Here is an 8,401-nt window from a genome sequence, read left to right on the forward strand (position 1 = left end):
GGCAAGGATACCATTCTTGAAAACGGCAACTCTTTTTATGAGCTGCTCGACTTAGGCTTTGGCAAATGCAGATTTGCCCTTGCTACTAAAAAAGGCTATGACTTTTACAGCGGATACAACACAAAAACCATTGCGACAAAATATCCAAATGTAACAAGAGCATTTTTTGATGATAAAAATATGGATGTCAGAATTATTAAGATTGAGGGCTCAGTAGAGCTTGCTCCGCTTGTCGGACTTTCTGACGGAATAGTTGATATTGTAGAAACAGGTTCAACACTTAAAGCAAACGGACTTGAGGTTATTGAGTGGGTAACAGAGATTTCTGCAAGACTTATTGCAAATACTGCAAGCCTCAAGCTGCGTAAGGCAGAAATTGAGGAGCTTCAAAAGAAACTGGAGGCTGTAACAAAATGATTACTACTGTAATTGCTGACGGAAAAAAGGAATACGATTTTATTGAGCTTCTCAAAAGCAGAGCTCAGAACTCGGACAAAAATGTTATTCCGATTGTATCTGAAATAATTGAAAATGTTAAGACAAACGGCGATAAAGCTGTGTATGATTACACGGTTAAGTTTGACGGTAAAGCACCGGAAAAGGCTGAAATTTCTGCTGATGAAATAGATGCTATTATTGCCGAGTGCGACCCTAAATATATTGAAACAGTAAGAAAAGCCGCTAAAAATATTGAGGACTTCCATAAGCGTCAGGTTCAGCAGAGCTGGCTTACAACAAAGAAAAACGGCGTTATTATGGGACAACGTATCAGAGGCTTAAAGCGTGTAGGTATTTATGTGCCCGGCGGTACAGCTGCTTATCCGTCATCTGTACTTATGAATGCAATTCCTGCTAAAATTGCAGGTGTTGAGGAAATCGTAATGTGCACACCTCCAATGAAAAACGGCAAACCAAACCCAAATATTCTTGCTGCCGCAAAGCTTGCCGGAGTTGACAGAATTTTCCTTATGGGCGGTGCTCAGGCTGTTGCAGCTATGGCATACGGCACAGAAAGCGTACCAAAGGTTGACAAAATCGTTGGTCCGGGCAACATCTTTGTTGCTACTGCTAAAAAGCTTTTATACGGCACTGTTGACATTGATATGATTGCAGGCCCAAGTGAGATTCTTATTATTGCTGACAAATCAGCTAATCCAAAATTCCTCGCCGCTGACCTTATGAGTCAGGCAGAGCATGACAAGCTTGCTTCTGCAATTCTTCTTACAGATTGCGAAGAGCTTGCAGATAAGACAGTAAAAGAGCTTGAAAGACAGGTTCAGACACTTTCGAGAAATGAAATCATCAATTCTTCACTCGACAATTTTGGTGCTATTATTGTATGCAGTGATATGAAGCAGGCTGTTCTTTTTGCAAATGAGCTTGCTCCTGAGCACCTTGAGGTTTGCTGTGAAAACCCAATGGAATATGTGGGCAAGCTTGACAACGCAGGCTCAGTATTCCTCGGCAACTACTCACCTGAGCCGCTCGGCGACTACTTTGCAGGCCCTAACCATGTTCTTCCTACAAGCGGTACAGCAAGATTTTTCTCACCGCTTTCAGTTGACAGCTTTGTAAAGAAGTCAAGCTTTATCTGCTACACAGAGGAAGCACTCAGAAATGATGCTCAGGATGTAGTAAGATTTGCAGATACAGAGGGGCTTACCGCTCATGCAAATTCAATCAAAGTCAGATTTGACGATATTGATTTTGAATAATGGAATTTATTAAAATTTTGTAATATTTATTGTAAATCGTCTTTAAAAGGGATATAATCATATAGATTGAGTTTTAAAACTTAATCCGACTACTTATTTGAGGTGAGAAAATGCGTCAGACAGAAATCAGCCGTAAAACAAAGGAAACTGATATTAAGCTTTCACTTTGCCTTGAGGGCGGTAATATTTCTATTGATACAGGCATTGGATTTTTTGACCATATGCTCAATTCCTTTGCTACACACGCAGGTTTTGGACTTGAGCTTAAAGTCAAGGGTGATTTGTATGTTGACGAGCATCATACAGTTGAGGATACGGGTATAGTCCTCGGCAAGGCATTTTCTCAGATTTTACAGGATAAATCTTCAATCGACCGTTTTGGCAGCTTTTATGTGCCAATGGACGAAGCACTCACTTTTGCTTCTGTTGATATAAGCGGCAGACCGTTTCTTGTGTTTGATGCAGAATTCCCACAGGAAATGTGCGGTCAGTATAACTGTGCAATGACAGTTGAGTTTATGAGAGCCTTGGCTTACAATGCAGGTATTACTCTGCATATCAAGTCTATGTATGGTGATAATTCTCACCATATTACTGAGGCCATCTACAAAGCTGTTGCACATGCACTCAGACTTGCTGTAAAAGAAAATTCCTCAAATAAGCCACTTTCCACCAAAGGAGTTTTATAAATGATTATTTTACCTGCAATAGATATTAAAGACGGTAACTGCGTAAGGCTTTTTAAGGGTGACTACGCAACAGTTGAAAAGGTATGCGACACACCATACAAGGCAGCAGAACTTTTCAAAGCAGCCGGTGCACAGTATATGCATATGGTTGACCTTGACGGTGCTAAAGATGCTACACTTGCAAATGCAGATTTAATTATAGATGTTGCTAAGCAGAGCGGACTTAAAGTTGAGGTAGGCGGCGGTATTCGTGATATGGGTGCTATTGAGCGTTACCTTAACAATGGTCTTGATAAGGTAATTTTAGGCTCAGCCGCTGTTAAAAATCCTAACTTTGTTATTGAAGCGGTAAAGGCTTTCGGCGATAAAATCGTAGTCGGCATTGACGCTAAAAACGGTATGGTTTGTGCCGAGGGTTGGATTGATGAGTCAGAAATCAACTACATAGAGCTTGCAAAGCGTATGGAAGACATCGGCGTTTCTCAGATTGTATTTACAGATATTGATCAGGACGGCACACTTGCCGGTCCTAATTTAAAGCAGCTTGATGACCTTGTTCACGAAGTATCCTGCAAAGTTGTGGCAAGCGGTGGTGTATCTGTGCTTAAAGATATTATCAACCTTTCAGAGCTTGATGTGTATGGTGCAATCTGCGGTAAGGCTATTTACACAGGCAACCTCGACTTAAAACAGGCCATTGAAATTACAAGTAAGATTTAAGGAAAGTACCATGGATTTTGATAAATTTTTTGTTAAATCAGATTTGATTCCTGCTATTATTCAGGAAAAATCTACAGGCGAAGTACTTATGCTTGCCTATATGAATAAAGAGAGTATGAAAAAGACCTTTGAAACCGGCTACACATGGTTCTGGTCAAGAAGCCGCCAGGAACTTTGGAACAAGGGTGCTACTTCTGGTCATCTTCAAAAGGTAATTGAAGTTTTCGGTGACTGCGATGACGATACTCTGCTTATTACAGTTGAGCAAACAGGTGCAGCCTGCCACACAGGCAACCATTCCTGTTTTTATACAAAATTAAAATAATAATAAAAGGGTGAATTCAAGTGAACGAGAAAGAAATTCTTTCAGCACTTTATCAGACAGTTGTAAACAGACGAGATAATCCAAAGGAAGGTTCATATACCTGCTATCTGCTCGACAAAGGAATTGACAAAATTCTTAAAAAAGTAGGTGAGGAGTGCAGCGAAACAATTATTGCCGCTAAAAATGGAGATAACAGCGAAACTGTTTACGAAATCGCAGATCTCATCTATCATCTTACTGTTATGATGGTTCAGCAGAACATTCCTCTTGAGGATGTACTTGCAGAGCTTGACAAGCGTAGTGAAAAGACCGGCAACTTAAAGCAGTTCCATACTGTTGATAAAAATTCTTGATAAAACAAAAACCCTATGGCAAATGTCATAGGGTTTAAAAATGTATAAATATATTTAAGCGGCAACCATATACTTTGAAAGTGCATTTGTAAAGCTTTCGGTAGGCTCTGAATTAAGGATAAGCTCGACCGGTTTGTTAATATCCAACGAGAAAAATCCCATAATTGAGTGTCCATCAATGGCGACATCGCCGTTTTTAATCATAATTGTTTCGTGGGGAAACTTAGTAAAAATTTCAAATACATCCATAATTTCTGCTCTGCTTGTAATTGTAATCGGAATACTAAACATCTTATATCTCCTCGTTAAAATAATAACAACACTATAATACCATTTTTTAATCAATCATTCAATAATAAAATAAGCAATATTTTAAAATCCACAAATTACACTAAAAAAAGGAAAATGAGTATGAATTTTAATATAATTACCCTCGGTTGTAAGGTAAATCAATATGAATCACAGGCTATGCGAGAGGATTTGCTTAAAAACGGCTTTGAACTTGCCGAGCCTAATTCTCCGGCAGACATTACAGTTATAAACAGTTGTACTGTAACCTCTGTAAGTGACGCCAAAAACCGAAAGCTTATAAATAAAATCCGCAGAGAAAATCCTGACGGAATCATTGTCCTCACAGGCTGTATGCCACAGGCTTTTCCTGATAAGCAGGAAAACTTTGAAAACTGCGACATTGTACTTGGCAACGCAAAAAGAGCCGAGCTTGTTCCTGCAATTTGTGAATATATTGAAAACCATATGAAGAATGTTTTCATTACTCCTCACCCTGTAAAGCACGAAGAATTTGAGGATTTATCTATATCTTCACTTGGCGAGCATACCAGAGCCTTTATAAAGATTGAGGACGGCTGTAATCGTTTCTGCTCATATTGCATCATTCCTTTTGCAAGAGGCAGAGTCCGTTCAAAAAGCCTTGATGCATTAAGAGAAGAAGTTGAGAGAATTGCCAACAACGGTTACAAAGAGGTTGTGCTCGTTGGTATAAATCTTTCTGCCTATGGTCAGGATGAAGGTCTTAATCTTGCCGATGCGGTAGAATGTGTTTGTGCACAGGAGGGAATAGAGCGAGTAAGACTTGGCTCTGTTGAGCCGGAACAGATGGACGAGCCAATGATTAAAAGACTTGCCGCTCAGCCAAAATTCTGCCCACAGTTTCACCTTTCTCTTCAGAGCGGCTGTGACAACACATTAAAAGCAATGAACAGACATTACGACACAGCAGAGTATAGCAAGATTGTATCTAATATCAGAAAAACTTTTGACAATTCAACCATAACAACAGATGTAATGGTTGGTTTTGCAGGAGAAACTGAGGAAGACTTCAATGCTTCTATGGATTTTGTTAAGGAAATCGGCTTTGCAAAGGTACATGTATTCCCTTATTCAAGAAGAAAGGGAACTGTTGCTGACAAAGCACCTAACCAGATTGCCCCGAACATCAAAGAACAGCGTGCAAAGGAAATGGGCGAATTGGTTGCAAAATCAAGGGCAGAATTTTTACAGACTCAGGTCGGCAAAATTGAGTCCGTTCTCATTGAACGACTTCGCCATGGCTACCTTGAGGGCTACACAAAGAATTACACACCTGTTCACATTATTTCAGATAAAGAAAATCTCTGCGGTCAGATTGTAAATGTAGAAATCACATCATCCGATGATGATTTCTGTACAGGTACAATAGTTTAATTTTCGGTATCAGAAAATTTCATTGCCTTTGTAAGATTTTCTATTTCAACGCTTGCATTCTCATCTTTAAGTGCCGAATACGAATAAAGCATAATTCCGCTTACTTTTTCGTTTTGCATTGAAATTTTGTATTCTTCAGAAAGAATACTGTTGCTGTTAAGCCAAGTGCCTTCATCAGCGTCAGTATTTGCCTTGTAACCGGCAAGACCGACATATAATTTTACTTTCTTGTTTATATCAAGGCTACTCCAGCTGTCAAGTGAATTTTCAAATGTAAGAGCAGGATTATCAAGGCTGTAATAAAGCTGCGGACAAATGTAATCTACAAAGCCCTTGCATATGCACCAGGTCTTTACATCAGCGTAAATCTGTGCGTTGTTGTCAATATTTCCTTGCGGAGATATGCCAAATTCAACATTATCTGATGCCTTGTGTATTGCTCTATAAGTATCACAAATCAGCGTATTCACATTTGCAAGCCGCCAGTTGTCAACCGACATTGAATTCATTGTACCGACCGTTTCAACATACTCAGCATATTCCTCTGAGTCAAAATCATCATCTTGTGTCGGGTAGAAGTAATCGTCAAACTGAATTCCGTCAACATCGTAATTATTGACTATTTCAAGTACCCCGTCAATAATCAGCTTTCTCGCTTCCTTGCTTGCCGGATTCAGAAAAATCCCTTTCTCGGTTTCTTCACCAATATCATAATTTTGCATATACGGATTGCTGTCGCTTAGTATCTGTGGTGTGCTGTCGGTGCTGATTCTGTAAGGATTCACCCATGCGTGAATGTCAAGCTCCAATTCTTGACAGACATCGCACATCACCTTTAATGCATCATATCCGGGAGAAACTCCCTGTTCGCCGCTTAAAATATGCGAATAGGGGAAATAGGCTGATTCATATAAAGCGTCACAAAACGGTCGCACCTGCACAATAAGCGTGTTAAAACCGGCATTTTTGCAGGTTTGTGCAATGTTTTCAAACTTATTTCTGAATGAATGTTCGCTTTTATCCGCTTCATTCTGCATATCAAGTTCTATGTACGATACCCACACTCCACGCATAACTTTTTGCGATTCTTCGGTTCGGGTATCTACGGCATTGTCAAAAGTAGCTGTATCAACAGTTGCCGTCGATACAGGCTTTTCCGTTTGATTTCCTGTATAGGCTCTCGCAGCAAGTGCAGACACAAGCAAGGCTACAGACAATATGGCAGGTGCAAGTTTTTTTACAGACATTAAAATCCTTCCTTTTGAGGTGAAATATGGAAATATATTCACAATTACTTTTGATTTACCTTATCCTGATAAATCTTATATCAATAATTGTAACAATATCCGATAAAATAAAAGCAATAAAAAGAAAGTGGCGAGTACCGGAAAGCACATTACTCTTGCTTTCTGCCTTAGGCGGCAGCGTGTCAATGTACATAACAATGCTTATAATCCGCCACAAAACCAAACATCCGAAATTTATGGTTGGTATTCCTGTTATTTTTGTTTTGCAATGTATTTTAGCATTTCTTATTTGGAGATATATTTATGCCTGAAAAGCTGATTTTTACTGTACCAAAAGAATATGACGGCGTGAACGCACAGAATTTTCTTCGTTCATATTGTGGACTGTCTTCAAGAATGATAACACGATTAAAGCGTGAAAAAGACGGTATTTTGATGGGTGAAAAAATTTTGCGTACCATTGATACCGTAACAGCAGGAAAAAATGTCATAATCAGTCTGCCTGATGAAAAAATTGGCATTGAACCTGTAAAAGGAAACCTTGATATTCTCTTTGAGGACGATTATATTCTAATTTTAAATAAACCGCATTCAATGCCTGTTCATCCTGTAAAGCAACATCAAAGTGACACACTCGCAAATCTCGTGGCTTATCATTCTCAGAAAAGCGGTAAAGAATTTACATTTCGTGCCATAAACAGACTTGATAAAGATACTTCCGGCATTGTTTTCGTAGCAAAAGACAGATACACTGCAAATGCTGTAAAATTTGCTCTTAATAAAACTTATATTGCTGTTTGTACAGGAAAAATTACGCAAGACGGCACAGTTGACCAACCTATTGCACTCAAAAAAGACTCAAAAATGGTGCGTGAGGTCACTGCTGATGGCTCACCTGCAGTTACTCATTATAAAGTATTAAAAGCAACTGACAGCGACACGCTTGTTAGTCTTGTGCTTGAAACAGGTCGAACACACCAGATTCGTTGCCATATGGCATATTTAGGACATCCTCTCGAGGGAGATGATTTATACGGCGGTAGTCTTGAAAAAATTCAAAGACAGGCTCTGCATTGCGGAAAGCTTGAATTTATTCATCCTATCACCAAAAAATCTATATGCGTTGTCGCACCAATTCCCGAAGATATGGAAAATATTTCCGAGGAAATTAAAAACTATATTACATCTTCAAAAATTTTATAGATTGGCACAGGCAGAAAAGCTTAAAACTTTCCTGCCTGTTTTTTATGCCTTTGAATCCGGAGGCAAATAATTATAAACCTCGTTATATGACTCACGCTCAGCATCATTTACCGGTTCACTCGGTATTAGTCCTGTGCAGTCATAGGTGGAATAAGCATTTGTCATATTGTCAAGACAGCGTTCAAGATTTTTGCTGGCAATAGTATATTCCTTTTGTTTTTTATTATCTTTGTCTTTACTCAAAAAATCACCTCCAATTTTATTTTGTTTCATTACGCAGAATTATATCCAAAGATAATTCAAAAATAAAGTCAAAAAAAGAATAAACTAATAGTATAATTGTACAATTTTAAATCATACTTTTTAAGCAACATTCACATTAGTATGTCATAATAAACAAAAATGTAGTGTATAAATTTAAGTCTAAAAATTCAAAAATTTATTG

General features: G+C 38.6%; 12 protein-coding genes. 9 read left to right on the plus strand and 3 right to left on the minus strand.

Features of this window, described 5'->3' with window-relative positions; genetic code table 11:
* The 6 genes from hisG to hisE form a co-directional block, all read left to right on the plus strand.
* A partial coding sequence (gene hisG / locus ACJMMI_RS07485) for an ATP phosphoribosyltransferase (RefSeq protein ID WP_405354647.1) occupies nt 1-417 on the plus strand: 417 nt, incomplete at its 5' end.
* Entirely contained in the window at nt 414-1,715 is a 1,302-nt protein-coding gene (hisD, locus tag ACJMMI_RS07490) for a histidinol dehydrogenase (protein ID WP_405354649.1), read from the plus strand. The genes hisG and hisD, both read left to right, overlap by 4 nt.
* A gap of 110 nt (nt 1,716-1,825) precedes the next feature.
* On the plus strand, nt 1,826-2,404 hold the full coding sequence (gene hisB / locus ACJMMI_RS07495; protein WP_405354650.1) for an imidazoleglycerol-phosphate dehydratase HisB: 579 nt from the start codon (nt 1,826-1,828) through the stop codon (nt 2,402-2,404).
* A complete protein-coding gene (gene hisA / locus ACJMMI_RS07500; RefSeq protein ID WP_405354651.1) occupies nt 2,405-3,124 on the plus strand; it encodes a 1-(5-phosphoribosyl)-5-[(5-phosphoribosylamino)methylideneamino]imidazole-4-carboxamide isomerase in 720 nt (239 codons plus the stop codon).
* Between the two features lie 10 nt (nt 3,125-3,134).
* Nucleotides 3,135-3,449: a phosphoribosyl-AMP cyclohydrolase gene (gene hisI / locus ACJMMI_RS07505; protein WP_405354652.1), complete on the plus strand. Its 315-nt coding sequence runs from the start codon at nt 3,135-3,137 to the stop codon at nt 3,447-3,449.
* A 20-nt stretch (nt 3,450-3,469) separates the two neighbouring features.
* Nucleotides 3,470-3,802 (plus strand): phosphoribosyl-ATP diphosphatase, encoded by a 333-nt coding sequence (hisE, locus tag ACJMMI_RS07510; protein ID WP_405354654.1) that lies wholly within the window; start codon nt 3,470-3,472, stop codon nt 3,800-3,802.
* 54 nt (nt 3,803-3,856) lie between these two features.
* Here the strand turns inward: hisE and ACJMMI_RS07515 are convergent, their stop codons facing one another.
* Nucleotides 3,857-4,093, minus strand: a complete 237-nt coding sequence (locus tag ACJMMI_RS07515; RefSeq protein WP_405354655.1) for a hypothetical protein — start codon at nt 4,091-4,093, stop codon at nt 3,857-3,859.
* 120 nt (nt 4,094-4,213) lie between these two features.
* Here ACJMMI_RS07515 and mtaB point away from each other — a divergent pair, with 120 nt between their 5' ends.
* Nucleotides 4,214-5,506: a tRNA (N(6)-L-threonylcarbamoyladenosine(37)-C(2))-methylthiotransferase MtaB gene (gene mtaB / locus ACJMMI_RS07520; protein ID WP_405354656.1), complete on the plus strand. Its 1,293-nt coding sequence runs from the start codon at nt 4,214-4,216 to the stop codon at nt 5,504-5,506.
* Here mtaB and ACJMMI_RS07525 read toward each other — a convergent pair.
* Entirely contained in the window at nt 5,503-6,753 is a 1,251-nt protein-coding gene (locus ACJMMI_RS07525; RefSeq protein ID WP_405354657.1) for a glycoside hydrolase family 10 protein, read from the minus strand. The genes mtaB and ACJMMI_RS07525 overlap by 4 nt on opposite strands.
* 26 nt (nt 6,754-6,779) lie before the next feature.
* Here ACJMMI_RS07525 and ACJMMI_RS07530 point away from each other — a divergent pair, with 26 nt between their 5' ends.
* Entirely contained in the window at nt 6,780-7,064 is a 285-nt protein-coding gene (locus ACJMMI_RS07530) for a DUF1294 domain-containing protein (protein ID WP_405354658.1), read from the plus strand.
* Nucleotides 7,057-7,956, plus strand: a complete 900-nt coding sequence (locus tag ACJMMI_RS07535) for an RluA family pseudouridine synthase (protein ID WP_405354660.1) — start codon at nt 7,057-7,059, stop codon at nt 7,954-7,956. The genes ACJMMI_RS07530 and ACJMMI_RS07535 overlap by 8 nt, the downstream gene beginning before the upstream one ends.
* 42 nt (nt 7,957-7,998) lie before the next feature.
* Here the strand turns inward: ACJMMI_RS07535 and ACJMMI_RS07540 are convergent, their stop codons facing one another.
* Nucleotides 7,999-8,199: a hypothetical protein gene (locus ACJMMI_RS07540; protein ID WP_405354662.1), complete on the minus strand. Its 201-nt coding sequence runs from the start codon at nt 8,197-8,199 to the stop codon at nt 7,999-8,001.
* Between the last annotated feature and the right edge of the window lie 202 nt (nt 8,200-8,401).

It is taken from the genome of Ruminococcus sp. (genome assembly GCF_045129435.1).
Classification (GTDB): domain Bacteria; phylum Bacillota; class Clostridia; order Oscillospirales; family Acutalibacteraceae; genus Ruminococcoides.

What these genes read in the sequence shown, in the direction of transcription:
- hisD (WP_405354649.1), top strand. Translation starts at nt 414, where the DNA reads ATGATTACTACTGTAATTGCTGACGGAAAAAAGGAATACGATTTTATT.
- hisB (WP_405354650.1), top strand. Translation starts at nt 1,826, where the DNA reads ATGCGTCAGACAGAAATCAGCCGTAAAACAAAGGAAACTGATATTAAG.
- hisA (WP_405354651.1), top strand. Translation starts at nt 2,405, where the DNA reads ATGATTATTTTACCTGCAATAGATATTAAAGACGGTAACTGCGTAAGG.
- hisI (WP_405354652.1), top strand. Translation starts at nt 3,135, where the DNA reads ATGGATTTTGATAAATTTTTTGTTAAATCAGATTTGATTCCTGCTATT.
- ACJMMI_RS07515 (WP_405354655.1), bottom strand. Translation starts at nt 4,093, where the DNA reads ATGTTTAGTATTCCGATTACAATTACAAGCAGAGCAGAAATTATGGAT.
- mtaB (WP_405354656.1), top strand. Translation starts at nt 4,214, where the DNA reads ATGAATTTTAATATAATTACCCTCGGTTGTAAGGTAAATCAATATGAA.
- ACJMMI_RS07525 (WP_405354657.1), bottom strand. Translation starts at nt 6,753, where the DNA reads ATGTCTGTAAAAAAACTTGCACCTGCCATATTGTCTGTAGCCTTGCTT.
- ACJMMI_RS07530 (WP_405354658.1), top strand. Translation starts at nt 6,780, where the DNA reads ATGGAAATATATTCACAATTACTTTTGATTTACCTTATCCTGATAAAT.
- ACJMMI_RS07535 (WP_405354660.1), top strand. Translation starts at nt 7,057, where the DNA reads ATGCCTGAAAAGCTGATTTTTACTGTACCAAAAGAATATGACGGCGTG.